This is a genomic window from Pseudomonas sp. NPDC086581, assembly GCF_044746165.1.
Classification (GTDB): domain Bacteria; phylum Pseudomonadota; class Gammaproteobacteria; order Pseudomonadales; family Pseudomonadaceae; genus Pseudomonas.
This window is the reverse complement of sequence record NZ_JBIVBR010000008.1, coordinates 240,270-264,579: the sequence shown is the minus strand read 5'-3', so window position 1 is coordinate 264,579 and position 24,310 is coordinate 240,270. Positions and strand designations below refer to the sequence as shown.

Below are 24,310 nucleotides of genomic sequence, written 5' to 3'. Positions count from 1 at the left end.
TCAATTGCCGTCGCCGATGGTCGTGCCACCGTCGACGATAAGGTTCTGTCCGCTGATGAAGGCGCCACCGGGAGCCGCCAGCAGCAATGCCAGGGCCGCGACTTCTTCGGGCCGGCCGACCCGGCGTAACGGAGTGAGCGCCAGGCGGCGCTGCAGTACCTCCGGGTTGTCGGTGAGCGGGCGGGCGAATTCGGTGTGGATCACGCCGGGGCTGATGGCGTTGACGCGGATGTTCGCCGGGCCCCACTCCACCGCCAGGTTGCGCGCCAGCTGCGCCAGTCCGGCCTTGGACAGCCCGTACAGGCCCAGGCCCTTGTTGCCGCGCACGCCGGCGATGCTCGCCATCAGCACTACGCTGCCGCCGCCACCTTCGGCCATGGCCGGGAGCAAGGCGCTTGTCAGCCACAGCGCGCTGCGCAAGTTGACGGTGAAGGTCAGCTCCCAGTCGGCGTCGCTGGCCGTGCCGAGCGGCCCCATGTGTGGCGCGACTCCGGCATTGCAGACCAGTGCATCGAGCCGGCCGAGATGCTCCAGAGCCCGCTGCGCCAGTGCCTGCACGGCGTTCGCGTCACGTAGGTCGGCGGCCACGGCGATCACATCGATGCCCTCGTCCGCCAGCAACTTCACCGCTCGTGCACAGTCATCGGCACTTTCGCTGCTGATCACCAGACGCGCGCCAGCAAGACCGTACTCGCGGGCGATGGCCAGGCCGATGCCGCGGGTGGCGCCGGTGATCAGTGCAGCCTTGCCGGCCAGGGTAAACAGCGCGCTCATAACGCCCCCGCCACCGATGCCACGCGGCGACCGCGCAGCAGCACCAAGCACAGCGGCGCCAGTGCGAGCTGGGCCAGCGCCACCAGCAGCAGGGCATTCGGCAGCTGACTGGCGACGCCGCCGGTGAGCGCCAGCACCAGCAGCGGGCTGACGAATTCGCCGGCGAAGATCGATGCGGTGAAGCCACCGGTGGCGCGGCCGCGCTGGTCGAAGCCGACCTGCTGCATCACCTGGGTGATCAGCGTCGGCAGCAGCAGTCCCACGCCCAGCCCGTTCAACAGCACGGCGAGGACCACGAGCGCATGGCTGGACGACAGCGCCATCAGCCCGCCACCCAGGCCCGCCGTGGCGAAGCCCAGCGCCAGCAGGCGGCGCGCCGGCAACCCGGCAAGCAGGCGGAAGGTCAGCGCGCCGGCCAGCACGCCGAGCTGGTTGGCGCCCATGGTCAGGCCGATCTGCTGCGGGCCGTCGACGTGCAGCAGTTGCAGCAGGTAGCCCGCCTGCACCGGCACGATGAACAGGCTGACGCCGGCCAGCCCCGTGAGCAGGTACAGCGGCGCCAGGGCGGCCCAGGGGAAGCGCGAGGAACTGGCCGGCTCATGCTCGACGCGGCGTGCTTGCGGCTCCCAGAGCAAAGCGGCCATCAGCGGCAGACAGAGCACGCCCACGGCATAGAGCGCGAACGGGGTGCGCCAGCTGTTCTCTCCCAGCGCGCCGCCCAGCCCCATGAACAGCGCGGCGGAGAGCGAGGTGGCGACCATCTGCAGGGCGAACAGGCGCTCGCGGCGCTGGCCGTCGAAGTAGTCGCCCATCAGCGTGGTGCAGCAGGTCATGATCCCGGCTTCCGCCAGGCCGATGCCGGCACGGCTGGCGACGATCAGGCCGAGCGAATCCAGCCACAATGGCAGCAAGCCGCAGAGGCTGTAGAGCAGCATGCTGGCGAGCAGCAGGGAGCGCCGGCCCACGCGGTCGGCCAATACCCCGGCCAGCGGCGCGAGGAAGGCGATCACCAGCGCCGGCAGGGTCAATGCCACCGGCACCAGCACAGCGGCGCCTGGAGTCTCGGCGAAGTGCGCCTGCATGCGCGGCAGTACCGGCGCGATGAGCACCGCGCCAAGCACCGGCAGGCAGCTGCCGAACAACAACAACAGGGCTTGCGCACTACCGGCGGTGCGTTCAGCGCTCATCGCGCACCTCCACCAGCAGGCAATGGGTGGCGCCGTACTGGATCAGGCCGGCGCGCAGTTCGCGCCACAGGGTCTTCAAGCAGGGCATGGAGTCGTCCTCTTGTTGTCGTTGTGCGGACTCAGCGAGCCTGGCCGCAGGCCAGGGGCGTGGCGGCGTGCTGCTGGCAGCAGTCGCGGTCGTGATGGACTTCCTGCAGGTGGTGCGCCGCCACAGTCGGTTGCGCCTCCAGGCGGGCCTGGCGCTGCGGCAAAAGGAAATACGCCAGAGCCGGCAGCAGGATCAGCGCGCCGACCATGTTCCAGACGAACATGAAGGCCAGCAGCACGCCCATGTCGGCCTGGAACTTGATGGGCGAGAAGATCCAGGTGCCGACGCCGATGGCCAGGGTCACGCCGGTGAGCATCACCACCTTGCCGGTGAACAGCAGCGCGCGGTAATACGCCTCGGACAAACTCGCGCCCTGGCGCAGCTGCGCCAGCACGATGCTCATGACGTAGAGCGCGTAGTCCACGCCGATGCCCACGCCCAGAGCGATCACCGGCAGGGTCGCGACCTTCACGCCGATGCCCAGCGCCACCATCAGCGCCTCGCAGAGGATTGAGGTCAGCACCAGCGGCAGCACTGCGCAGAGCACCGCACGCCAAGAGCGGAAGGTCACCAGGCAGAGCAGGATGACCGCGCCGTAGACCCACCAGAGCATGTCACGATTGGCCTGTTTCACCACCTGGTTGGTGGCCGCCTCGATACCCGCGCTGCCGGCGGCGAGGAGGAACTTCGCCTGCTCGCTGTCGTTGTCGTGGGCGAAGGCCTGCACGCTGTCCACGACGCGCGCGAGGGTGTCGGCCTTGTGGTCGGTGAGGTAGGCGTAGAGCGTCAGCAGGCTGCAATCGTCGTTGTACAGGCCACGGGGCGCGTTGGCGGTGACCATGTTCAGGGTCGCCTGGTTGTTCACCAGCTCGTACCACTTCGGGCTGCCTTCGGAGAGGCCCACCAGAACACGGCGGTTGAGCAGCGCCAGCGAGTTGGTCGAGTCCACTCCCAGCAGGCCACGCAGTTGCCAGTCCAGGTCATCCACGCGCTTGAGGGTGTCGTAGGCCGAGCAGGCGCCGGGCGGGGTCTGCACCATCACAGCAAAGACGTCGCTGCTGGCGCCGTAGTGGGCAGTGACGAAGGCATTGTCGCGGTTGTAGCGCGAGTCCGGGCGCAGCTCGGGGGCGCCGGCATCGAGGTCGCCGACCTTCAGGTGCAGGCTCACCGCGTAGCCGCCAGCGGCCATCAGCGCGGCCACGGCGATGCACGCGGCGGCCCAGCGGCGCCGGGTGAACAGGTCGAGGAAGCGCCACATGGCGTGCTTGTCCGCCCCGCTCGCCTCGGCCTCTTCGGCGCGCAGGCTGCGGCGCGCCGCGCGGGCACTGACGCCCACGTAGGAGAGCAGCACCGGCAGCAGGATCAGGTTGGTGAAGATCAGCACCGCCACGCCCAGGCTGGCGATCACCGCCAGGTCCTGGATCACCTGGATACGGATGATCATCAGCACGGCGAAACCCACGGCGTCACAAAGCAGCGCGGTGAGCCCGGCGAGGAACAGCCGGCGGAAGGTGAAGCGCGCCGCCACCAGGCGATGCATGCCGCGGCCGATGTCCTGCATGATGCCGTTCATCTTCTGCGCGCCGTGGCTCATGCCGATGGCGAACACCAGGAACGGCACCAGCACCGAGTACGGGTCCAGCTCGTAACCCAGCAGCGGCAGCAGGCCGAGTTGCCAGACCACCGCCACCAGCGAGCAGATCACCACCAGCGCGGTGCTGCGCACGCAGCGGGTGTACCAGTAGAGCACCGCGGCGGTGATAGCGATGGCGGCGGCGAAGAACAGCAGGATCTGCTTCAGCCCGTCGATCAGGTCGCCCACCACCTTGGCGAAGCCGGTGATGTGGATGTCCACGCCCTGCCCCTGGAAGCGCGCGCGCAGGCTTTCCAGCTCATGGGCAAAGGCCGTGTAGTCCAGCGCCTGACCATCCGGGGTCTTCTCCAGCAACGGCACGTAGACGATGCTCGAGCGCTGGTCGAAGGCCACCAGCTGGCCGATCTCGTTGGAGCGCTCGACGTTGCGCTTGAGTTCTTCAAGTTTCGCGAGGCTGCCATCGTAGCCGTCTGGAATCACCGGGCCGCCTTCCAGGCCGTCCTCGGTCACACCGGTCCAGCGGGTCGAGGGCGTCCACAGCGACTTCATCGCCGCACGGTCGACGCCGGGCAGCAGATACACCGCATCGTTGAGCTGCTGCAGGCTGTGCAGGTAGTCCTTGTCGTAGAGGCTGCCGCGCGGGTTGGCCACGGCGATGCGCACGGCGTTGCCCAGCCCGGCCAGCTCCTGGCGGTGTTCCAGGTAGTTGTGGATGAAGGGGTGCTCGCGCGGGATCATCTTCTCGAAGCTGGCGTTGAGCGTCAGGCGGGTGGCCTGCCAGCCCAGCAGCAGGGTCGCCGCCAGGCACAGCAGCAGGACCAGGGCGCGGTGGTTGAACAGCGCGCGTTCCAGCAGCGAGCCGGAAGCACTGTCGAAGTCGTCGAGGCGGCCGCTGGACGGCTCAGGGGAAGTCGTGGCGTGCATGGCTCAGTCCGCGCGAAGGGGTTGGGAAGAAGGCGCCAGGCGGCGCGCACCGGCCATGCCGACGGCGACGATGGCACCGTCGGCAGCTGTGATCGCCGCGGCCAGCGGCAAGCCGTCGGAGACCGGTAGCGGCTGCGCAGCGAAGGCGTCCAGGCCGCCGCGCAGCAGCATCCCGGCCTGGTTGGCGAGCAGCAGCTGGCCGCCGGCGACGCGGATGCCGTTGATCGATGCGGGGATCGGATTGGCCAGCGGCTGGAAGCTTTCGCCGGCATCGTCGGAAGCGAACAGGGTGCCGCGCAGACCACCAATCAGCAGGCGCCCACTGGGGAGCACGGCGGCGGCGAAGTAGCTGCCGTCGTAGGGGCTCTGCAGGGCGTCGAAGTGCGCGCCGTCATCGCGGGAACGCAGCAGCAGGCCTTGCTCACCGGCGACGTACAGGTCACTGCCGGCGCGGGCCAGGGCGTACAGGTGAAGACCACGCTGGTTCGGCAGCCGGCCCATCGCGGACTGCCAGCTGCGACCGCCATCGGCAGTGCTCAGCGCCACGCCGTAAGCACCGACCACCAGACCGTGGCGGGTATCGGCGAAGCTCAGCGCCAGCAGCGGTTTGTCGGCGCCGTCGGCCACCAACCTTTGCGCGGCAGCGACGCGCGCAGCGTCACCGGAAGCTTCGGCGGCCTGCTGCTCCAGGGCAGCGCCACGCTTGCCATCGAGTTGCAGGGTCCAGTGCTCGCCGCCGTCCTCGCTGTGCAGCACCACGCCGGCGTGGCCGATGGCCCAGCCACTCTGCGCATCGATGAACTGTACGGCAGTCAGGCCGGCGCTCACCGGCACTGCCGTGGCCTGGCGCCAGGTAGTGCCGTTGTCGTCGGAGAGCAGCACCACGCCACGCTCCCCCACTGCCACCAGACGCTCGCCAGCGCGGGCCACATCCTGCAGCACCGCGCGCAGGGCCTGCGGGCCATGCACGGCGGGCTGCGCCAGGACATCCACGCTGCCATCGGCGAACGCCGCAGGCACCGCGCAACAGGCTGCCAGCAGCCAGGCGGAGAGACTCTTCTTCATCGCACGCAACCTTTCTTTTTTCTTGTAATCGCTACAACGGTTTCGCTACACAGCTCGCTGCAGGAGCTGGGCGAGGCCCGAGACGCCGGGCCTGCCCGCGGACGATCAGCGCACGCCCTCACCCGCCATGGCGTCGGCGGTGAACACCGAGTCCTTGTAGGGCGGCACGATGCGGTACTGCTCGCTCTTGCCGGCGAACAGGTCCCCGGCGAACCAGGCCCCGGAGAGCAGGTCGTAGAAGCCGTTGGTGAGGGTCACCACGCCGGGCAGGTCGGGCAGTACCACCGGCGAGGTCCAGACCACCTTGGCCAGCTGGTTGCGCGCGTCGTAGCGCTCGCCGAGCACGGCGGCCCAGGTGTCTTCGTCGAGGTAGTAGGTGCTCTTGGGCATGACGTGGCGCTGGCCGCTCTTCAGGCTCGCTTCCACCACCCAGACGCGGTGCAGCTCCCAGCGAATGGCGTCGGACTTCAGGTGGTGCGCATCGAGCAGCGCCTCGCCGTTTTCGGCGGTGAAGACCTTGTTGACGTTGTAGGGGATGTACATCTCCTTCTTGCCCACCAGCTTCCAGTCGAAGCGGTCGACGCGGCCGTTGAACACGTACAGCTCGTCGAAGCTCATGACCCCGGCAGTAGCCGGCGTCGGGGTGTCGCAGCAGGCGTTGGGCAGGCGACGCACGCGACGCTGACCGGGCAGGTAGGTCCACACCGCAGCCTTGTCGGCGTTGAGGTTTTCCAGGCCGGTGATGGCTTCGCCGGCGCGCAGCGGCGGGCCGTCGTTGGTCATGCGAATCGACCAGAACACGCCCTTCTCGCCGCTGCCGCCCGGCAGGTACCAGGGCATCTGCAGGTCGGCGCGGGAGTCGTTGGTCAGCACATGCTTGCCGTCGGCGGTGGTCAGGTACTGGTTGAAGCTCGCGTGCCAGGAGGCGCCGCGCCAGCGCAGCAGGTGGTTCCACATGGCTTCCACGCCGTTGGCCGGGATCGGGAACGGAATGCCCCCGGCGGCGCCTTCGGGCATCGGCCCGCCGGGGCCGTCCACCAGCTTGCCACTGGTGGCGTTGGCGAAGGTGGCGTCGTACACCGACTGCGGCGCGGCGGCGCTGCGGTGGGTCGGGTAGACCTCCAGTCGGTAGCTGTCCGGGTACTTCTTCAGCATCGCCTGGATGCCGGGGGTCAGCTTGTCGGCATACTGCGCCATGTTCTGCGCGGTGATGGTCAGCTGCGGCTTTTCGCTGGCGAAGGGATCGCCGCGTTTGCCGCCGTCCTTGTAGGCCGGGTCGACCTGGGTGTAGCCACCGGTCCAGGCCGGGATGCTGCCGTCGGCATTGCCGGCACGCTCGCCGCCCAGCGGGGTCAGGGTGGTTCTCAGTTTGCCCGCCTCCTCGGCGGAGACGGCGCCAGAGGCGCCATGGGCGAACAGCAGGGAGGCACTCAAGGCGGTGAGCAGGGAAACGACTTTCTTGTTGTGTTTCATCGGGCAGTCCTCGGTCAGAAGGTGCGGCTGACGGTGAAGGCGATGAAGTCGCGGTCTTTCAGCGACTGTTCGTAGGTGTAGTGATTGTCGGCGTCGAGGAAGGTGTTCTCCGGGCCGTAGTAGTGCGTGTAGGTCAGGCCCAGGTTCCAGGTGTTGAGGTAGTTGCCCTTCAGGCCGATGTTCAGGTCGCCGCCGTGGTCGGTGCCGAAGCCGGTGCCCAGCGCCTCGGAGGCGCCGTTGGTGTAGCTCGCGCCGATGGGTACCGAGAGGTCTAGGCCGGGGTAGATCTGCCGGTACATCGGCTCGAACACCAGGCGCAGGCTGGTGGCGTCGCGGTCGGCGTTGGGGTCGACCGCATCGGCGTTCTGGCTCACGCTCATCACCCGGTTCCAGGCGATCTCGCCGAGGAAGCTCGACTCGGCGGCGACGAAGTTCGGCTCCAGGCTCGCCAGCCAGGAGAAGTTGGCGTGCAGCGTGCGGCCGGTGGCGTAGACCGGGTCGTCGTCGTTGTCGATTGCCTCGCCCGGCGCCAGGGCGTGCTGGCTGGTGGAGGCCAACGGCTGGTTCCAGCGGGTGGACAGCTCGCCCGCCACGTTGAAGTTGCCCAGGGTGGTGGAGAAGCTCGCCCCCAGCGCCTCAATGCCTTCGGGATAGACCCAGTAGTACTCGCCGGCCTTGCCGGTCACCGGGTTGAGGTTGGCGAAGTCCGGGCGCACGTTGAGCTGCGGGCTCTTGTCGTGGAAGCGGATGGCGTAGACGCCCCAGTCCACCGTCTCGGTGCGCCAGCGCAGTTGCACGCCGCCCTGCCCCGAATCCTTGGCCTCCTTGTCGTTGCCGCGGTAGAAGGCCAGCGGCTGGCCGCCGGGCATCACCGGTGTGCCGACGAACATGCGCTCGCCGCCGTCGCCGAAGAAGTCGTCATTGGAGAAGTAACTGCCGGCAGCGGGCAGGCGGTTGGCTTCCCACTCGAACTGGTAATAGGCGCCCAGGGACACGTCCGGGGTCAGCTGCAGCTGGCCGGAGACCTGCTGTACTGGGCGGATCAGTTCCTTGAACTGGGTGTTGGGCACCGACAGGCCCTTGACCACGTCGACCGGTGCCATGCCGCCGGCGATGCCGTTCATGCCGTAGAACAGGCTCTCGCCCCACTGCATGGCGTAGCGGCCCAGGCGGCCGGACACCGGCATCTCGCCGATCTCGGTCTTGCCGAAGACGAAGGCATCCAGCAGCTCGCCCTTGCGCCCGTGGAGAGTGCGGGTGTCGTCGGTGAACTCGTCGTAGTCCACCGAGTAGCTGTTGGCGCGGCCGGGGGCGTTGTTATCGGTGCCGCGGTTGTAGACGTCGTCGTACCAGGCCGCGCCGCTGACCCGCGCACCGACGTTGCCGTAGGTGATGTCCAGCTCGGAGAGCAGGTCCAGGCGGTTGGAGATCAGGCCCTTGTCGAAGTTGCGATCGCCGTCGTCGAGGTTCAGCGCGGTCTGGCCTTCGGTGAGCTTGCTGCTCGCATCCTGTGTGCGCCAGGCGGCGCTGTACTTCAGGGTGTTGTCCCAGCGCGCCCGCAGGTCGGGGTTGCCGGTGTCGAATTCGAAGGCCTGGGCGTGGCTGGCGGCCAGCGCGAGAAGAGCCAGGGTAATGGGCTTGAGCGGCGGCAGCGGCCGCGCGGTTGCACGCGTGCGAGTCAACATCGGGGGTTTCCTCTTTCTTGTTCTTGTGCGTCGGTGTTGGCGGTGGTGAGCCGTGGCGCGCCATCAAGGCAGGGCGCGCCTGGCGCTGGATCAGATGGGGCGCGCGGTGACCTCCAGCATCTGCTTGACAAGGCCGATGCGGTCGAAGGACGGATCGCGCTGGATCTCCTTCTCGCCGGCCAGCAGGGACATCTCGCTGATGAACCTGCAGCGCTCGAAGCGGCGGCCCATGAAGCGCTGAAGCTGGTCTTCCAGATCGCCGCCAGCGGTGAGTTCCTCTGCCAGCACCACGGCGTCCTCGATGGCCATGCCGGCGCCCTGGCCCAGGTGCGGTGTGGTGGCGTGGGCGGCGTCGCCGATCAGCAACACGCGGCCGCGGTACCAGGGTTCGTCGACGAACACCGCTTCCAGCGGCTTGTAGACGACCTCGGCGCTGTCGCCGATCTGCCCGCGCAGCTCGCCGATCAGCCCGCCGAAACCGGCCAGGCGCTGGCGCAGGCCCTCGGCGAGGCTGGCTGGGTCCATCCACGGATTGCCCGGTTCGTGGGAGGTGGTGAAGAGGTACATCAGGTCATCGGCCAGCGGCACCAGGCCGGCGTTGCCCGCCGGGCCCTGGTAGTTGGCCAGGTGATCGATGCCAGCGGCGCGCGGGAAGTTGTGGCGCCACACCGACTGGCCGGTGAAGTGCGGCTGGTACTTATCGCCAAAGAGCAGGCCGCGCACCCTGGAGAACAGGCCGTCGGCACCCACCACCAGCGCGTAGCGCCCCTGGCTGCCATCGCTGAACAGCACGTCGACGCCGCTGGCGTCCTGCTCGAGGCTTTCCACCGAGGTGCCCAGGCGCACCTGGGTGCCCAGCTCGATGGCGGTCTCGCTCAGCACCTTGTGCAGGGCGCGACGGGAGATGCCGACGTTGGCCGGGTACTGCGGGCCGGCCAGGCGCTGGCCGGGAATGCGCGCCAGTTGCTCGCCCTGCGTGGTGTAGATGGCCACGTCCTCGAAGGCGTAGGCCGCATCCAGGTAGGCGTCGAGCAGGCCGAGGCGGTGCATCTCGCGCACCACGTTGCTCTGCTGGATGATGCCGACGCCGTAGACCGTCCATTCGGTCTTCAGCTCGACCAGATCGACCGCGACTCCCTTGCGGCGCAGGGCGATGGCGGCGCACAGCCCACCAATCCCACCACCCACGATCAGCACGTTGCTCACAGTATTCATGGCATCTCTCACGTCTTGTTCTTGTTGTCCGCCACGTCCTGCGCGGCGGCCGTTCTGCGTGCCCGGGGCACAGCTTCCCGGCGGGGCCGGGCTTTGACTAATCGAGTCCGCGGATGCGACCTATCGCGCGGCGCGATACCTCAGGCGTCCAGTTGCGCCAGCGGCAATAGCAGCCAACCGTCCGCCTCGCGGTGTTGCAGCGCCGGCAAAACTTCCCCGCGACAGGGGCCGTGCACGCAGGTGCCGTCCTCCGGGCGGAAGCGCGCGCCGTGGGCGTAGCAGATGACCCACTGGCCATCGGCGCTGAGGAAGCGGTTCTTGCGGTACTCCAGAGGCACCGACAGATGCGGGCAGCGATTGCGGTACACGCGCACCTGACCCTGGTGACGGAGAGCGAACAGGCTGTCCGCTCCCCTGCCCTGCGGGTCGAAGCCGCGCGACTGCCCCTCGCCCAGCTCATCGAGCCGGCACAGCGCCACGCAATCCACGGCTCAGCCCTGCTTGGGCGGCGGGCCGCTGGGCGCCCATTTCTCCCGCGAGGTGAAGAGGAACAGCTGCGAGTTGTCCGCCGACATCGGCGCCTGGCGTGCGGCCCAGGCGTCGTCGTGCTTGTCCATGTCGGCGTCGTACTCGATGTGGCAGCCCAGTGGGCTGTTGAAGTACCAGAACCAGTTGGAGCCCAGCAGGTGGCGGCCTGGCCCCCAGAAGCTGGTCCAGCCCTTCTGCTGGAAGCGCGTACCGGCCAGCAGCACTTCGGTGCCGCTGCCCATATGGAAGGTGAAGTGCTCGCAGCCCTGCATGTGCGGCGGGGTCTGGATCATGAAGAGGCAGTGGTGGTCGTCCATGCCGGCGCTGCGCATGAACGGGCCGACGCCGACGAAGCTGTCGGTGGTGACGAAGCCCAGGCGGTCGCGATAGAACGCCTCGCCCTTGGCGGCGTCGGGCACGAAGTAAACGACATGGGACAACGAGCGCGGCAATGCTGGCATGTCCGGGGTGATGCCCAGCTGGTTGAGTGGACGCTGCGGCGCACTGCCCGGGGCGTTGGTCAGGTCGGCCGGCGCCTCGAAGACGCGACGCCAGGACACCTGGAAGGCAATGGCGAAGCCCAGGTCGTCGACGCTGTGCAGCGCGCCGTTCTCGTCGCGGCGCACCTCGCGGTCACGTCCCAGCTCGTCGGCGATGGCTTCTAGGTCCGCGGTGGACGCCACTCCGTAGACGGTCTCGCGCAATGACGGGGTCGGCCCGAGCGCCGGCGGCAGGCTCGGATCATCGCCACGGCGAATGATGATCGCGGTGCCGTCCAGCGCCTCGAAGCGGCCTCCGTCGGCATCCAGTTGGGCGGCCGTGAGGCCGTAGTCACGCAGGCAATCGGCACAGGCCTGGATATCGTCGACGCCGAATACCAGCGCGTCGAGTCCAAGAATGTTCATGGCTACCACTCCATTGAAATTATGTTCGGCGCCGGGCAGCGGGTCGCCGGTGGTGGGTCGCCGCGGCTCGTCGGCCGCTCGACTGGAGCGCAGGTTGATGGCTCGCCCGGCGCCCTGACCAATCGCGAGTGGGGATGCGAGGCATCGGCAATCGCGATACCTGCCCGGCAGCCCATGACGCGGGGCGTTAGCCGCACAGCGATGGCGAAGTGGTATTGACGTAGCGGGAATGCAGCGGGAAGGTATCGCGAAAATAACTACAAGAACCGTGAGCCATCGCCATGCGTTTTCACCACCTGGACCTGAATCTGCTGGTGGCGCTGGATGTACTGCTCGAAGAGCAGAACATCACCCGCGCCGCCGAACGCCTGCACATGACCCAGTCGGCCACCAGCGGCGTACTGGGGCGCCTGCGCACCTTCTTCGAGGACGAACTGCTGGTGCAGGTCGGGCGCAAGATGCAGCCCACGCCCTACGCCCTGGAGCTGGCCACCCCGGTGCGCGAGGTGCTGCTGACCATCCGTTCCTCGATCACCGCCAAACCGGTGTTCGACCCCTCCACCAGCAAGCGCCACTTCCGCCTGGTGACCTCGGATTACCTGATCAGCGTGCTGTTCGCCCAGGTGATCCAGAAAATCCACCAGGAGGCGCCGCACATCACCTTCGAGATGGTCAGCCCCGGCGACAACAGCGCCGAGCTGCTGATGCGCGGCGAGGTGGACATGATGATCGTGCCCGAGCGCTACATCATCGACGGCCACCCGGCGCAGCTGCTGTTCGAGGAGGACCACGTCTGCGTGGTCTGGCGCGACAACCCCGCGGTCGGCGACTCCCTGACCCTGGAGCAGTACATGCAGATGGGCCACATCTCGGTGGGCTTCGGGCGCAACCGGCACCTGAGCATCGAGGACTGGTTCATGAACCAGTACGGCTTCAACCGTCGCCTGGAAGTGATCACCAACGACTTCAACACCCTGCCGCAACTGCTGGTCGGCACCCAGCGCGTGGCGACCATGCATCGGCGTCTGGCCGAGCTGTACGCGCGCTACCTGCCGCTGCGCATCCTGCCGCCGCCGGTGAAGATCCCAGTGATGCGCGAATTCATGCTCTGGCACCGCAGCATGGAGGGCGACCCCATGCACCGCTGGTTGCGCGAGCGCATCCGCGCGTTCATTCAGAGCGTCGACCAGCAGCCAGACGCCCTGCGCGCCAGCGCCTGACGCCAGTTATCGCCCCGACCGCCGCAACGGCGCCGGGGCATCGCGTTTCACGATACCTCGCATCCCCACTCGCGATTGGCCCCGCGCCACCCCGCCTGCGTACCTTGCCTTCGAACCGCGCCCTGCGTGCCTGCCGCTGTTTCCGGGCGCCGGACTCTACGACCGCAGAAGGACAAGAAGAATGTTCCGTTACTTCCCCACCAATTACGTCTGGAATCTCTCGGTGGACCTGGCCATCGAGATGGGCGCCCGCCTGGGCGAGATCGAGGAGATGTGCGCCCCGCTGCAGGAGGCCGCCAAGCAGCCCGATGCCGCCGGCACCCAGGCCTTCCGCGAGACCTGGGCGAAGATGGCCGACAAGCTCTGTGCCCTGGCCGAGGAAGACGAGGCTGCCGGCCGCCGCCTCTCCGCCGGCGAGAAATACAACCGCGCCGCCACCTACTACCTCACCTGCGAACGCCTGCAGGCCCACGGTGCACCTGGCCGCGAAGCGCTGTACCAGCGCTTCCTGGAAACCTTCGCGCGCGGCATCGACCTGTCGAAGGAGAACTGCGAGCGGGTGGAAATCCCCTATGAGGGCAAGCACCTCTCCGGCCTGCTGGTGCGCGCCGAGGGCGTCGACGGCCCGGCGCCACTGCTGGTGCAGGTCAACGGCCTGGATTCGACCAAGGAAATGAAGTACCGCGTCGGCCTGCCGGCCTGGCTGGCCAGGCGCGGCGTGTCCTCGCTGATCATCGACCAGCCCGGCACTGGCGAGGCACTGCGCCTGCACGGCCTGACCGCGCGCTACGACAGCGAGCACTGGGCGAGCCGCGTGGTGGACTGGCTGGAAACCCGCCCCGAAGTCGACCCGAAGCGCATCGGCCTGGAGGGCGTCTCCCTGGGCGGCTACTACTGCCCGCGCGCAGTGGCCTTCGAGCCGCGCTTCGCCTGCGGTGTGGTGTGGGGCGCCAACCACGACTGGCGCGACGTGCAGAAGCGCCGCCTGGAGAAGGAAGGCAACTTCCCGGTGCCGCACTATTGGGCGCACGTGCAGTGGGTCTGGGGCGCGAAGGACATGGACGAGTTCATGGCGATCGCCGAGAACGTGCACCTGGATGGCGTGCTGGACCGCATCCGCGTGCCCTTCCTGGTCACCCACGGCGAGAAGGACTCGCAGATTCCGCTCAAATGGGCGCACCGCACCTACGAGCAACTGGTGAACAGCCCGAAACGCGAGTTGAAGATCTTCACCGAGCGCGAAGGCGGCGTGCAGCATTCGAGCTTCGACAACAGCATCAACGCCGGCCACTACATCGCCGACTGGGTCGCCGAAACCCTGGGTGGCCGCACTGCCTGAAATCCCTTGCGCCGGTCACCCGGCGCTGCTCCTGCGGGGCGTCGCCCCGCCCTCCACGGCGCCCGTTGGCGCCGTTTTCTTGCTGCTCGCTCCCCGGCAGGAGCGCCCCAAGGGCGCGATCGCGGGCATGGCCCGCTCCTGCAGGTTCGCTACGACGCCGGCGACGGGTGTTCTTCGTAGGTTCAGGTCAGGCCGGCGCGCGGGTGCCATGGAACGACGCGATGCGCCACCCCTCCTCGCTCTTCACCCAGAGCTGCGTGGCAAAACCCTCGGCACGCACCGGCTCGCCGCCGCCGCGCTTCTGCAGCAGGTTGCACTGCGGGCCGCTCATCAGCGCCAGTCCATCGCCGAACAGACGAACCGCCAGCTCGCCACGCTCCACCGCCAGGTAGCGCACGGCGTGGCGGGCATAGTCCAGGTACTGCGCCTTGTCCTGCACCAGCCCGGTGGTGTGCACATACAGCAACTCATCGGCGAACAGTTCGTCCAGCCGCGTGTGGTCCTCCTCGACCAGGGCGCGCTGGCGTTCGGCTTCCAGGTTCAGCAACAGATCACGAATAGCCTTCATGGGATTTTCCCTTGGTGATTGATGGGCGGGCGCATCCTCGCCCTCGCCACGGCCGCAGGAAAAATCGCCGATCGCCATGCCAGGCATCGCCACTCCCGATACCCGTCCTGCAGCATCGCATCCTCCTATGAAGCGCAGGAAACACGTGGCCTGCGCCAGGTATCGACGGCATCGATGGGTGCCCATCGACCATATCTGATGGTGCCGGCCGGCACGCCCGCCCTAGCCTGCCGGCAAACAACAAGACGAGGAGAGTCCGACCATGGGCGCCCTGCACCTGCACTGCTCCACCCTGTTCGATGGCACCGGCCTGGAAACGCGCCAGCAACAGACACTGATCATCGAGAACGGCGTGATCCGCCACGTCGGGCCGACGGCCGAGGCGCCGCGCCCGGCAGCGAGGGACCGCGAAGTCCACGGCGACTTCGTCATGCCGGGGCTGGTCGACGTGCACACCCACCTGGCCTTCGGTAACGCCCAGAGCGAGGAAGACATCGATATCTGGACCAGCGACGAATTCCGCGCCCTGCGCGGGTTGTTCTTCGCCCAGCACGTGCTCGCCGCCGGCGTCACCTCCATGGTCTGTCCCGGCGACAGCGGCCAGCTCAGCATCGCCGTGCGCAACACGGTCAACGCCGGGCTCTTCGAGGGCCCGCGCATCGCCGCCAGCAGCCGCGTGATCACCAACCGGCAGAGCCTCAACGACTGGTTCCCCAGCCGCGTCGGCGCACCGGAATACTTCACCGCCGCACTGGTCACCAGCCGCACCGAGGCCATCGCCCAAATCCGCAAGCAGGCCAAGGACGGCGTCGACCTGATCAAGATCGCCATGGACGGCACGCACCGCCGGCCCAATGGCGAGATCATCGCCGCCTTCACCGCCGACGAAACCCGCGAGATGGTCGAGGAAGCCCATCGCCTGGGCTGCCGCGTGGCGACCCACGCCTACGGTCGCGAAGCGGTCATGTACGCGGCCAAGGCCGGCGTCGACCTGGTCTTCCACGCCTTCTACATGGACGACGCCTGTATCGAGGCGCTGCTCGAAGCCGGCAGCGTGCTCGCGCCGACCATGACCTTCCCGCAGAACACCGTGGACTTCTGCCAGCCCCACGACCCGGCCATCGCCACCGGCTACGCCGGCTACTGTGCGCGCACCCTGGAACTGGGCACGCCGGTACTCAAGCGCGCCAAGGCCGCCGGCGTCCCCTTCGCCTGCGGGAGCGACAGCGGTTTCGCCGTGACACCCTACGGCGAATGGCACGCCCGCGAGCTGGAACTGCTGGTGCGCCGGCTGGACTTCACCCCCGCCGAAGCGCTCTATGCCGCCACCAATGTCGGCTCGCGCCTGATGCCCCGCGGCGAAACCCTCGGCACCCTGGAGACGGGCAAGCAGGCCGACCTGCTGATCCTCGACGGCTCGCCGCTGGAAGACATCCGCATTCTTCAAGACCGTAACCGCCTGCAGGCCGTTTACAAGGCCGGCGAGCCGGTGCGCCTGCAACGCGCCCCCTACAACCCCAAGCAGGTATCGGACTTCAACTCGCTGAAATGGACCGATCTCTATACCCGTGACCGGGTCGCCCAACTGGGTAAATGGAGCCAGTGAACATGACCCATCTCGACTTCGAACTGGCCGCGCGCCTGGCTGCCGCCACCCTGCGTCACGCCCGCGCCGAGGGCGTGCGTCCGCTGGCCGCCGCCGTGCTGGATGCGGCCGGTCACCCGCTGGCCGTGCTGCGTGACGAGCAGGCCAGCTTCCTCCGCCCGCAGATCGCCACCGGCAAGGCGCGCGGCTGCCTGGGCATGGGCTTCGGCGGCCGCGAACTGGCGCGCCGCGCCCAGGCCATGCCGGCGTTCTTCGATGCAATCAACTGTCTCACCGCTGGCGAGGTGATTCCGGCGGCCGGCGGTATTCTCCTGCGCGATGGCGAGGGCCGGCTGTTGGGCGCCATCGGCGTCAGCGGCGATACCTCGGACAACGACGAGCGCTGCGCCCTGTTGGCCATCGACGAACTCGGCCTGCACGGCGAGACGGGCGATACTCAGTGCTGATCGAGTAACCCGGCCTGTTCCGCCAGCACCTGGCGGAGCCAGGCCAGTGCGGGGTCGAAAGCCTGCTGCGGGTGCCATTGCAGCACCTGCGCCGCCGCCGGGAACTCGATGGGCGCCGGCAGGACGCGTAGCGGATAGCGCCGCGCCAGCGCCTCGGCCTGGCGGCGGAACAGCGTGGCGATTCGTGGCGTGCCGACGACGAACTCGGCCATCAGGGCAAAGCTCTGCACCGCCACCGCGACCCGCCGCTCGATACCAATCTCGCGCAGGTGCTGGGTATCCAGCGACAGGTTCTGGCCATCGGTGAACTCGCGCACCACGTGCTCGGCCGCGCAATAACCGCCAAGGCTCAGCAGCTCATCGTGCGCCGAATGAGAGCAGACGATGCAGCACAGCTCATCGCTGAGCAGCGCCTCGTGGGGGTAGCGCGGGTTGATCCGCCGCTGCGGGACTATCACCAGGTCGCTGCGCCGGTACTCCAGCGCCTCGGCCACCACATCGCCGTCGCGCGGCAGCGGCAGGTCACGCAGCACCAGCGAAGCAGCCGGGGCCCGGCGCGCCAATTCACGGCTGACAGCCGGCAACAGGGTCGCAGCCACATAGTCCGAAGCCACCAGGGTGAACCGCCGATCACAGCGTGCGGGGTCGAAGGCGGCGGCAGTCTCCACCACCTCCCCGGCCAGGCTCAGCACCTCGCGCACCTTCGGCGCCAGCTGGCGCGCCAGTGCGGTCAACTCCAGGCCTCGGCCCAGGGGCACCAGCAACGGGTCCTGGAAATGCTCGCGCAGGCGGCCCAGCGCGGCGCTGGTCGCCGACTGGCCGAGGTTGAGACGCTGCGCCGCCCGGCTGACGCTGCCCTCTTCGAGCAGCACATCCAGGGCGACCAGCAGGTTGAGGTCCAGACGTCGGTAGCGCATGGGCGACTTATACCCAAGCGCTGCGCCGGCAAGTGGCGTATTTCGAGCTGGCAGGTATCGCATCGCGCGATACCTGCCAGCTCGGGGCTTACTGCCCCGCCGCCGGTTTCCAGTCCAGCAGGTGGTGGGTGAAGCCGTAGCTCGCCGACTGGTAGTAGCTGATCGCCCGATCCACCAGCGTGTCGCCGGTGTTCGCCGGCACTTCCGTGCTCGCGCCCAGCGCCTGGTTGTGCCGGCGCAGTTCGCCGCACGGGCTGAGGATCGCCAGGTCCTGGCCGTCGAACAGGCCCAGGTGCTGGTAGTTGCCAATCACCACGCGCGGCGGCAGGGCGTTCGGCACCATCAGGTCGCGCCCGTAGAAGGTCGAGGTGTAGCTCAGGTTGAGGATCGACAGCAGGCTCGGCGCCAGGTCCAGCTGGCTCGCCAGTTCGCTGCGCTCGCCAACCGGTAGCAGCTTGGGCGCGTAGATGAACAGCGGAATCTGGTAGTTCGCCACCGGCAGGTCTTCCTTGCCGGCGCTGCCTGCGGTGTGGTCGGCGACGAACACGAACAGGGTATTGTCGAACCAGGGCTTGGCCTTCGCCGCCTTGAGGAACTGGCCGATGGCATAGTCGGTGTACTTCACCGCACCGTCGCGGCCCTCGCCGGATGGAATGTCGATGCGGCCGTCCGGATAGGTGTAGGGGCGGTGGTTGGAGGTGGTCATCAGCTGCAGCAGGAACGGCTGCTGGCGCGCGTGATCTTCGTCCGCCAGCTTGATGGCCTGGGCGTAGAGGTCTTCGTCGCTCATGCCCCAGGCGTTCTTGAAGTGGATATCCGACTCCTGGACGCTGGACTGGTCGACGATGCGGTAGCCGTTGCCGCCGAAGAAGGCGTTCATGTTGTCGAAGTAGCCGCGGCCGCCGTACAGGAACACCGCGTCGTAACCGACGTTCTTCAGTTGCTGGCCGAGGCTGGCGAAGCCGCTCTCGCGGCCGACACGCTTGACGATGGATCGGCCCGGCGTCGGCGGGATCGACAGGGTGATAGCTTCCAGGCCGCGGTCGGTGCGGGTGCCGGTGGCGTAGAAATTGTTGAAGTAGAGGCTGTTGCGACGCAGCTCGTCGAGGTTGGGCGTGAGGTTGCGGCCGTCGCCATTGCTGCCCAGGTACTTGGCGCTCAGGCTTTCGATGGTCACCAGGACGATGTTGTAGCGCTTGGGCGCGCCTTCGCTGGCGATGACGCGGCGGATGTCCATCGGCTCGGTGCCGGTGAAGCGCGCGTTGGGTTCGGCCAGCTCGGCACGAATCTGCTGGCTCACCTGTTCCGCCGGCAGGGTGGCGTAGAACTGCGGGTAGTCCAGCTCGTTGTTACGGAAGGCGGCGAAGAACTGGTACGGACCGTTGCTCGCGAGTTCGCGGGCGTAGGTGTTGCCACCCTGGCCGCGCGGGGAATCCTGGTCCACCAGCAGGCCTGCCACCAGCGCCAGCACCACCAGGCCAACGCAGGCCAGCAGGCGGCGCGGCAGGGACGCCACCTTGGCGTTGCGCAGGCGGCCGACGACCTTGAACAGCGCGAGTGTCACGACCAGCGAAATGGCCGCCAGGATGCTCAACAGCAGGCCGATCGGATAGGACTCGAGGATGTTGTTCAGCACCTCGTCGGAGTAGACCAGGTAGTCGACTGCGATGAAGTTGAAGCGCACCCCGAACTCGTCCCAGAACAGCCATTCGGCCACTGCGGTGAAAAGCATCACGTAGACACTGACGAACAGCGTGGCCGTTAGCAACCAGCGCCAGGTAGCGCTGCGCCAGACCCGCGCGGGCATCAGCAGCAGGACCACGCCCATCGGCAACAGGGCATAGACCAGGAAGCTCAGGTCATAAAGCAGGCCGATGACGAAGACCCCGACATGACCGGCACCCACCTCGGACAGGTGGCTCACCAGAAGGACCAGGCGGGTCAGGAAGAAGACGATCAGCCAGAGCAAGGCAACCAGCGCCAGGAAGCGCGTAGGGGCCGAGCGGAAAAATTGCATGGGGTGTCCCTTGTAGTAGTCCGTTTTTGGGCGATGCAAGGCGGCGCGGGAACGTGCCGGGGCAGGCAGCCGATAGAACTCTACAAAGTGAAAGGAAAAGATTTCGTCAAAGGAGCAGGAAAATTCCGCATTCCGCCCGATAGCCGATAGCCGATAGCCGATAGCCGATAGCAATCACAGCCAGAATTGCCAACAAACGATCGATTAGCGCAACTGCCGCCGTCACAACGTCTTTTTCACAAGCCCTTGACGAGTCCTTGATCGCGCAACTCGACAATGACGGTAACTGACGAGTCCGCGCCCATGAACGACCACCAACGCCTGTTCGCTTCCGCCCCCCAACACAGTCGCGATACCCAGTCCGGCAGCTCGCTCGGCAGCGGTCTTTGCCAGCGGATTCGCCAGTGGCGACACAAGCGCTTGCTGCGTCTGGCCCTGCGCGTGGCGGAAGAGCCGATCCTGATACTGGAGGTATCGCAGTCGCCCGGCGCCGCCTGGCCCGTGCTGCTGGAGCACAGCAATCGCATCATCGTGGCGAGCTGTCCGTCCAGCGAATCGCTGAGCGAAGCCCACCAGCGGCTGCCCGAGGCGATGAAGCGGCGGATCAGGGACCTGCCCACCCCGCAGGAAAACGTCGAACTGCGCAAGGGCTCGGTCGACTGCCTGCTGCTCCCGGAAATCCCGCAAAGTGCATGCAACCGGCAGAACATCCGGCTGCTGAACCAGTGGATTCCCGTCACCCGCGACAGCGCGATCCTGTTCGCCCGCGTTGATCACACCAACGCCGCCGTCACCGCGAACCAGGCCTGCCCCTGCGGCCCCGATCCCCATCCCGGCGGCCCTGACTTTGCCAGCGCCCGCTCCCTGGAGCGCGAGTTCCAGCGCCTGGGTTTCTCGCAGATACGCCACTACAACGTCATCCCTGGCGTGGATGGCGTGCGGGTCTACATCCTGCGCAAGTAACCGTTTCACCATCCGTCGCTGGATCGGTGAACGCCGGGGCGCTCGCTATACTGCTCTTTTGCCATCACTGAAAATTCTCAGGGGGCCTCCCCGATGCAGAACAACACGGTAATGCGCTATTTCTGGTGGCTTGCCATGGCGCTGCTTGTGGGCAGTCTCGCCGGCTGGCAGCTCGGCAATATCATCGGGCTTAACGGTAACCGTTGGTTTGCCGAACCCGAATTCACCTTCGAGATTCTGGTGGCTCTAAGCGGCGCGTTCTGTGGCGCCCTGCTGTCCTACGCCAGCGAGCGGGGGCTGGTATGGCGAGCGCTTGGAGTGCTCGCAGGCACCTGCTTCATCGTCGCTGTCGTGGGTTATTGCCGGCACAGCCTCGGTGTCCCGTCTCCGGACATCGGCCTGATGGCGTATGCCCGGCCATTCATCCTGCAGACCTTCGGCATCTGGATTGCACCGGTATTCGGCGCGGCGCTGGTTTCGCTGCTGCGGGTGATTCTGCGCTGATCCTGCTGCCTTGATCGCGGCGCGGGAAAGCCCTGCGGATTGCTGCACAGCATGCAGCTATGTCCTGCAGCAGCCCCATCTGGTGCATTGCGGTCACATCTCTAGACTGGCGAACACCATTTCCAGTCAGGGGAAAACCATGCCCACTCGCGTATCACTGCCAGTCTTCGGCGGCCCGGAAGTCCTCCGTCTCGAACAGCCCCCGGTGCAACAACCCGGCCCCGGCGAAGTGTGGCTGGAACAGGCCGCCATTGGCGTCAATCCACTGGACCTGAGCCAACGCTCCGGCGCGGTGAAGGTGCCGCTGCCCTCTTCGCTCGGCCTGGAAGGCGCCGGCACCGTGGCCGCCGTGGGCGAAGGTGTGACCAACGTGCAGATCGGCGACCGCGTCGCCTACGCCACCGGGCCGCTAGGTGCCTATGCCAGCGCCCGCCTGTACCCGGCTGAGCGACTGGTGAAGCTGCCGGACTCCATCAGCTTCGAAGACGCCGCCGCCGTGCTGTTCAAGGGCATCACCGCGCAATACCTGCTCAAGACCACCTGGCCAGTCGGTCCCGGTTCCCGCGTGCTGATCTATGGCGCCGCCGGCGCGCTGGGCCAGTTGATGGTGCCCTGGGCCAGGCACCTGGGCGCCTTCGTCATCGGCGTGGTGTCGAAGCCGCAGAGCGTCGAACGCGCCCGTGCCGCAGGCTGCAATGAAGTGCTGGTGTTCGATGCTGCGACGCTGGCCGATCAGGTCCGCGAGATCACCGACGGGCACAAGGTCGACGTGGTCTACGACCCCATTGGCCGCGCCACTTTCGAAGCCTCGCTGGACTGCCTGCGCCCGCGCGGCCTGCTGGTGAGCTTCGGCATGGCCTCCGGCGCGCCGCCGGCCATGGAGGTCGCCACGCTGAACGCCAAGGGCTCGCTGTTCCTCACCCGCCCTTCCCTGGCCGCACACACCGCCACGGTCGAGGAATACCAGCAGCGCGCGCAGGACGTCCTGCAAGCCGTCGCAGGCGGTATCATCCAGCCTCGCGTGTGGCGCCGTTACCCGCTGGCGGAAGTCGCCCAGGCCCACACCGACCTGCAGGAAGGCCGCTCCGAAGGGGCCATCGTGCTCACGCCATGATCTACGCCACAAGCCGCCGTGCGGGTGGATTCGCCGAATTGGGAGCCCTATGGATCTATTCGATAGTCGCCAGGCCGACGAACTCGCCACCCTCCTGGCGCTGGCCGAGCATGGTTCCTTCGCCGCCGCCGGCCGCGCCCTGCAACGCCACCCCTCGGTGCTGTCGAAACGCCTCGGCGCGCTGGAGCAACGCCTGGGCGTGCGGCTGGTGGAACGCACCACCCGACAACTGCGTTTCACCGACGAAGGCCAGCGCCTGGTGGAGCGCCTGCGCCAGGCCGCCAGCCTGATCGCCGAAGCCCAGGACCAAGCCACCCGCAGCGCAGCTCAGGTCCAGGGCCGCCTGAGGCTCGCCGTGCCGGCCGCCATGGGTCGGCTGTGGCTGAGCCCGATCCTCTCGCGCTTCGTCCTGGCGTACCCGCAGGTGACGCTGGAGGTGGAGTACTCGGAGCGCTTCGTCGACATCGTCGCCGAGGGCTTCGACGCCGCCATCCGCATCGGCGAGCTCGCCGACAGCCGCCTGCTGGCCCGCCGGCTCTGCGACCTGCGGCGCATCCTGTGTGCAGCGCCCGACTACCTGGAGCGCCACGGCACTCCACGAACTCCGGCAGAACTTGCCGGCCACAACTGCCTGGGCTTCACCGGCCTACACTCCTGGCCGGACTGGAAGCTGGCCAACGGCAACCGGCAGCAGACCGTTCGTGTCAGCGGCAACCTGCACAGCAACGACAACGAGGCCCTGCTCTCGGCGGCGCGCCTTGGAGTGGGCATCCTCGCCGGCGGCGAATGGCTGATGAAGCACGACCTCGATGCCGGCCGCCTGGTGCGGGTGCTGGCGGGCTGGCAACTGGACGCCTCCGCCGGCATCTACTTCGTGCGTCCCTCGGCGCGCTACAGCTCGGCCACCAGCGAAGTGTTCAAGACCTGGATCGAGGAGCAGTTCGCCGACGGCGCACCTTGGGAGCGGCCACCGCTCTAATCGACCGCGCACAAAAAAGGGCACCGGGCATCGCAATGCCGGGCGCCCGTTTCCTGTCACCCGTCCTCAGACTGTGACGACGATCTTGCCCACCTGCTGGTTGGCTTCGAGGAAGCGGTGCGCGTCCTGGATCTGCTCCAGCGGGAAGGTCCGTGCGATTACCGGGCTCAGCGCGCCGGACTCCAGGCCACTGACGATGAACGCCTTGGCCCGCTGCAGGGCCGCCGGGTCGGCGACGATCTCGGCATAGAGATAGCCTTTCAGCGTCAGGCTCCTGCCCAGCACGGTGAACAGCGGGAATGGCGTCGGCTCCGGGCTCAGTGCGCCGTATTCCAGGAGAATGCCACCCCGCGCCATGGCCTGCGTCAGCACCTCGAAACCGGGCCCACCGATGGGGTCGAACACCACGCGGGCGCCCTGCCCACCGGTCAGCGCCATCACCTTCTCGACGATGTCCTCGTCGTCACTGACGATTACGTGATCGGCACCGGCCTCCAGCAGCGCCTGTTTCTTCGCCTGGGTGCGAGTCACGGCAATCGAGGTGGCGCCCACCATGCGGGCGATCTGGAACACCGCTAGACCGACGCTGCTGGATGCTGCGGTGACCAGCACGAAGTCGCCCCGCGACAACTTCGCCTGCTCCACCAGCGCGCCCCATGCGGTGACGTACTGCATCCAGGACGCGGCGGCCTGCTCGAAGCTGAGGTTCTGCGGGTGCTTCACCACCAGATGCGCCGGCACGTTCGCCACTTCGCCGTAGGTGCCCCAGCGGGCGATATCCAGCGGCGGGATCAGGCTCACCGCATCGCCCACCGCAACGTCCTTCACTGAACTGCCCACCGCGCTGACCAAGCCGGCGGCTTCGTACCCCAGGCGGCTGGGGAACTCGGCTTCCTGCAGGTAGGCATGGTTGCGGAACATCACTTCGGCGCGGTTCAGACCGAAGGCCCTGACCGCGATCTGCACCTCGTCCGCCGCCGGAGCGGGTACGTCCACCACCTCCAGCTTCAAAACGCCGGCGTCACCGTATTCGTGGATTCTGACAATGCGGGCCATGGAAACCTCTTCAAGCGGGACCGGCGCACAGAACGCCGGACGGAATGGGAGTGTAGATAGTCACGCCAGCCCTGCCAGACCGTTCTCGACGTGGGGAATCAGAGGGATTGACCGGGCCGGCGCAGCTTCTTCGACTTCGCCGA

Annotated in this window: 21 protein-coding genes; 8 read left to right on the top strand and 13 right to left on the bottom strand. The window is 67.5% G+C overall.

Going from position 1 to position 24,310, the window contains the following annotated elements:
* From ACIPK7_RS17920 to ACIPK7_RS17880, 9 genes are all read right to left on the bottom strand, one after another.
* The gene (locus ACIPK7_RS17920; RefSeq protein WP_192433004.1) at nucleotides 1–774 is read right to left on the bottom strand and encodes an SDR family NAD(P)-dependent oxidoreductase; all 774 of its coding nucleotides are present in this window, start codon (nucleotides 772–774) and stop codon (nucleotides 1–3) included.
* Nucleotides 771–1,961, bottom strand: a complete 1,191-nt coding sequence (locus tag ACIPK7_RS17915) for an MFS transporter (RefSeq protein ID WP_192433003.1) — start codon at nucleotides 1,959–1,961, stop codon at nucleotides 771–773. Before ACIPK7_RS17915 ends, ACIPK7_RS17920 begins: the two co-directional genes overlap by 4 nt.
* A 119-nt stretch (nucleotides 1,962–2,080) precedes the next feature.
* Complete coding sequence (locus ACIPK7_RS17910; protein ID WP_401089270.1) at nucleotides 2,081–4,567, bottom strand: RND family transporter; 2,487 nt, start codon at nucleotides 4,565–4,567, stop codon at nucleotides 2,081–2,083.
* 3 nt (nucleotides 4,568–4,570) lie between these two features.
* Complete coding sequence (locus ACIPK7_RS17905; protein WP_401089268.1) at nucleotides 4,571–5,632, bottom strand: WD40/YVTN/BNR-like repeat-containing protein; 1,062 nt, start codon at nucleotides 5,630–5,632, stop codon at nucleotides 4,571–4,573.
* 105 nt (nucleotides 5,633–5,737) lie between these two features.
* Nucleotides 5,738–7,105 carry a DUF1329 domain-containing protein gene (locus ACIPK7_RS17900; RefSeq protein ID WP_192433000.1) on the bottom strand — a complete coding sequence of 456 codons (1,368 nt, stop codon included), beginning with the start codon at nucleotides 7,103–7,105 and terminating at the stop codon, nucleotides 5,738–5,740.
* 14 nt (nucleotides 7,106–7,119) lie between these two features.
* Complete coding sequence (locus tag ACIPK7_RS17895; RefSeq protein ID WP_401089266.1) at nucleotides 7,120–8,790, bottom strand: DUF1302 domain-containing protein; 1,671 nt, start codon at nucleotides 8,788–8,790, stop codon at nucleotides 7,120–7,122.
* A gap of 90 nt (nucleotides 8,791–8,880) precedes the next feature.
* Nucleotides 8,881–10,005 (bottom strand): FAD-dependent oxidoreductase, encoded by a 1,125-nt coding sequence (locus tag ACIPK7_RS17890; protein WP_192432998.1) that lies wholly within the window; start codon nucleotides 10,003–10,005, stop codon nucleotides 8,881–8,883.
* Between the two features lie 140 nt (nucleotides 10,006–10,145).
* On the bottom strand, nucleotides 10,146–10,493 hold the full coding sequence (locus ACIPK7_RS17885; protein ID WP_192432997.1) for a Rieske (2Fe-2S) protein: 348 nt from the start codon (nucleotides 10,491–10,493) through the stop codon (nucleotides 10,146–10,148).
* A 3-nt stretch (nucleotides 10,494–10,496) separates the two neighbouring features.
* Nucleotides 10,497–11,438, bottom strand: coding sequence for a VOC family protein (locus ACIPK7_RS17880; RefSeq protein WP_401089264.1), 942 nt, complete (start codon nucleotides 11,436–11,438; stop codon nucleotides 10,497–10,499).
* A 281-nt stretch (nucleotides 11,439–11,719) separates the two neighbouring features.
* On the opposite strand from ACIPK7_RS17880, the gene ACIPK7_RS17875 reads away from it, so the two are divergent.
* Nucleotides 11,720–12,658: a LysR family transcriptional regulator gene (locus tag ACIPK7_RS17875; protein WP_401089262.1), complete on the top strand. Its 939-nt coding sequence runs from the start codon at nucleotides 11,720–11,722 to the stop codon at nucleotides 12,656–12,658.
* Between the two features lie 181 nt (nucleotides 12,659–12,839).
* Nucleotides 12,840–13,997 carry an alpha/beta hydrolase family protein gene (locus ACIPK7_RS17870; RefSeq protein ID WP_401089259.1) on the top strand — a complete coding sequence of 386 codons (1,158 nt, stop codon included), beginning with the start codon at nucleotides 12,840–12,842 and terminating at the stop codon, nucleotides 13,995–13,997.
* A gap of 187 nt (nucleotides 13,998–14,184) precedes the next feature.
* On the opposite strand, the gene ACIPK7_RS17865 is transcribed toward ACIPK7_RS17870, so the two are convergent.
* Entirely contained in the window at nucleotides 14,185–14,565 is a 381-nt protein-coding gene (locus ACIPK7_RS17865; RefSeq protein WP_192432993.1) for a nuclear transport factor 2 family protein, read from the bottom strand.
* Between the two features lie 262 nt (nucleotides 14,566–14,827).
* Here ACIPK7_RS17865 and ACIPK7_RS17860 point away from each other — a divergent pair, with 262 nt between their 5' ends.
* The gene (locus ACIPK7_RS17860; protein ID WP_401089257.1) at nucleotides 14,828–16,171 is read left to right on the top strand and encodes an amidohydrolase family protein; all 1,344 of its coding nucleotides are present in this window, start codon (nucleotides 14,828–14,830) and stop codon (nucleotides 16,169–16,171) included.
* Between the two features lie 2 nt (nucleotides 16,172–16,173).
* On the top strand, nucleotides 16,174–16,617 hold the full coding sequence (locus tag ACIPK7_RS17855) for a heme-binding protein (RefSeq protein WP_401089255.1): 444 nt from the start codon (nucleotides 16,174–16,176) through the stop codon (nucleotides 16,615–16,617).
* On the opposite strand, the gene ACIPK7_RS17850 is transcribed toward ACIPK7_RS17855, so the two are convergent.
* A complete protein-coding gene (locus tag ACIPK7_RS17850; protein WP_401089253.1) occupies nucleotides 16,608–17,534 on the bottom strand; it encodes a LysR family transcriptional regulator in 927 nt (308 codons plus the stop codon). The genes ACIPK7_RS17855 and ACIPK7_RS17850 overlap by 10 nt on opposite strands.
* An 88-nt stretch (nucleotides 17,535–17,622) precedes the next feature.
* The gene (locus tag ACIPK7_RS17845) at nucleotides 17,623–19,551 is read right to left on the bottom strand and encodes an LTA synthase family protein (RefSeq protein ID WP_401089251.1); all 1,929 of its coding nucleotides are present in this window, start codon (nucleotides 19,549–19,551) and stop codon (nucleotides 17,623–17,625) included.
* A gap of 303 nt (nucleotides 19,552–19,854) precedes the next feature.
* Here ACIPK7_RS17845 and ACIPK7_RS17840 point away from each other — a divergent pair, with 303 nt between their 5' ends.
* The 4 genes from ACIPK7_RS17840 (at nucleotide 19,855) to ACIPK7_RS17825 (ending at nucleotide 23,111) form a co-directional block, all read left to right on the top strand.
* Nucleotides 19,855–20,514, top strand: coding sequence for a hypothetical protein (locus ACIPK7_RS17840; protein ID WP_401089249.1), 660 nt, complete (start codon nucleotides 19,855–19,857; stop codon nucleotides 20,512–20,514).
* 93 nt (nucleotides 20,515–20,607) lie between these two features.
* Nucleotides 20,608–21,018 (top strand): hypothetical protein, encoded by a 411-nt coding sequence (locus ACIPK7_RS17835; protein ID WP_192432987.1) that lies wholly within the window; start codon nucleotides 20,608–20,610, stop codon nucleotides 21,016–21,018.
* A gap of 139 nt (nucleotides 21,019–21,157) precedes the next feature.
* Complete coding sequence (locus ACIPK7_RS17830; RefSeq protein ID WP_192432986.1) at nucleotides 21,158–22,132, top strand: quinone oxidoreductase; 975 nt, start codon at nucleotides 21,158–21,160, stop codon at nucleotides 22,130–22,132.
* Nucleotides 22,133–22,181: 49 nt separating this feature from the next.
* Nucleotides 22,182–23,111, top strand: coding sequence for a LysR family transcriptional regulator (locus ACIPK7_RS17825; RefSeq protein WP_401089247.1), 930 nt, complete (start codon nucleotides 22,182–22,184; stop codon nucleotides 23,109–23,111).
* Between the two features lie 66 nt (nucleotides 23,112–23,177).
* Here the strand turns inward: ACIPK7_RS17825 and ACIPK7_RS17820 are convergent, their stop codons facing one another.
* A complete protein-coding gene (locus tag ACIPK7_RS17820; protein ID WP_401089246.1) occupies nucleotides 23,178–24,167 on the bottom strand; it encodes a zinc-dependent alcohol dehydrogenase family protein in 990 nt (329 codons plus the stop codon).
* Nucleotides 24,168–24,310: the final 143 nt, after the last annotated feature.

Coding starts and splice junctions, on each gene's coding strand:
- ACIPK7_RS17920 (WP_192433004.1), bottom strand. CDS start 774: ATGAGCGCGCTGTTTACCCTGGCCGGCAAGGCTGCACTGATCACCGGC.
- ACIPK7_RS17915 (WP_192433003.1), bottom strand. CDS start 1,961: ATGAGCGCTGAACGCACCGCCGGTAGTGCGCAAGCCCTGTTGTTGTTG.
- ACIPK7_RS17910 (WP_401089270.1), bottom strand. CDS start 4,567: ATGCACGCCACGACTTCCCCTGAGCCGTCCAGCGGCCGCCTCGACGAC.
- ACIPK7_RS17905 (WP_401089268.1), bottom strand. CDS start 5,632: ATGAAGAAGAGTCTCTCCGCCTGGCTGCTGGCAGCCTGTTGCGCGGTG.
- ACIPK7_RS17900 (WP_192433000.1), bottom strand. CDS start 7,105: ATGAAACACAACAAGAAAGTCGTTTCCCTGCTCACCGCCTTGAGTGCC.
- ACIPK7_RS17895 (WP_401089266.1), bottom strand. CDS start 8,790: ATGTTGACTCGCACGCGTGCAACCGCGCGGCCGCTGCCGCCGCTCAAG.
- ACIPK7_RS17890 (WP_192432998.1), bottom strand. CDS start 10,005: ATGAATACTGTGAGCAACGTGCTGATCGTGGGTGGTGGGATTGGTGGG.
- ACIPK7_RS17880 (WP_401089264.1), bottom strand. CDS start 11,438: ATGAACATTCTTGGACTCGACGCGCTGGTATTCGGCGTCGACGATATC.
- ACIPK7_RS17875 (WP_401089262.1), top strand. CDS start 11,720: ATGCGTTTTCACCACCTGGACCTGAATCTGCTGGTGGCGCTGGATGTA.
- ACIPK7_RS17870 (WP_401089259.1), top strand. CDS start 12,840: ATGTTCCGTTACTTCCCCACCAATTACGTCTGGAATCTCTCGGTGGAC.
- ACIPK7_RS17865 (WP_192432993.1), bottom strand. CDS start 14,565: ATGAAGGCTATTCGTGATCTGTTGCTGAACCTGGAAGCCGAACGCCAG.
- ACIPK7_RS17860 (WP_401089257.1), top strand. CDS start 14,828: ATGGGCGCCCTGCACCTGCACTGCTCCACCCTGTTCGATGGCACCGGC.
- ACIPK7_RS17855 (WP_401089255.1), top strand. CDS start 16,174: ATGACCCATCTCGACTTCGAACTGGCCGCGCGCCTGGCTGCCGCCACC.
- ACIPK7_RS17850 (WP_401089253.1), bottom strand. CDS start 17,534: ATGCGCTACCGACGTCTGGACCTCAACCTGCTGGTCGCCCTGGATGTG.
- ACIPK7_RS17845 (WP_401089251.1), bottom strand. CDS start 19,551: ATGCAATTTTTCCGCTCGGCCCCTACGCGCTTCCTGGCGCTGGTTGCC.
- ACIPK7_RS17840 (WP_401089249.1), top strand. CDS start 19,855: ATGAACGACCACCAACGCCTGTTCGCTTCCGCCCCCCAACACAGTCGC.
- ACIPK7_RS17835 (WP_192432987.1), top strand. CDS start 20,608: ATGCAGAACAACACGGTAATGCGCTATTTCTGGTGGCTTGCCATGGCG.
- ACIPK7_RS17830 (WP_192432986.1), top strand. CDS start 21,158: ATGCCCACTCGCGTATCACTGCCAGTCTTCGGCGGCCCGGAAGTCCTC.
- ACIPK7_RS17825 (WP_401089247.1), top strand. CDS start 22,182: ATGGATCTATTCGATAGTCGCCAGGCCGACGAACTCGCCACCCTCCTG.
- ACIPK7_RS17820 (WP_401089246.1), bottom strand. CDS start 24,167: ATGGCCCGCATTGTCAGAATCCACGAATACGGTGACGCCGGCGTTTTG.